Source organism: Psychrobacter sp. TB20-MNA-CIBAN-0197, assembly GCF_040309765.1.
GTDB classification, from domain to species: Bacteria; Pseudomonadota; Gammaproteobacteria; order Pseudomonadales; family Moraxellaceae; genus Psychrobacter; species Psychrobacter submarinus.
In genome coordinates this window covers 1-236 of the sequence record NZ_JBEOPC010001383.1, presented here as the reverse complement: position 1 = coordinate 236, position 236 = coordinate 1, and the positions used below count along the sequence as shown (strand labels likewise).

Below are 236 nucleotides of genomic sequence, written 5' to 3'. Positions count from 1 at the left end.
CTACTACTTTGACCAATATTCAGCGCAGTTAATTGAACGTACAGAAAAAGCCATTAATTGGTATCAAGAAATAGTTAACAAAGGTGGTTTTACACACTTATATAACGATGAATTGCTTGAACTAGGCAGTAATAATAAACAGGTGAGCTTGCTTGCACAGCGTTTATATCAAGAGCGTGACTTAAAAACTAATGTGTGCGACGAAGCTATATGCACGTTTGATAAAGATATAGAGC

The 236-nt window shown here is 35.6% G+C and carries 1 protein-coding gene; it reads left to right on the top strand.

Features of this window, described 5'->3' with window-relative positions; translation table 11 throughout:
• Positions 1-236: hypothetical protein (locus AAEY83_RS18490; RefSeq protein WP_351061618.1), on the top strand; the 236-nt coding region annotated here is incomplete at both ends.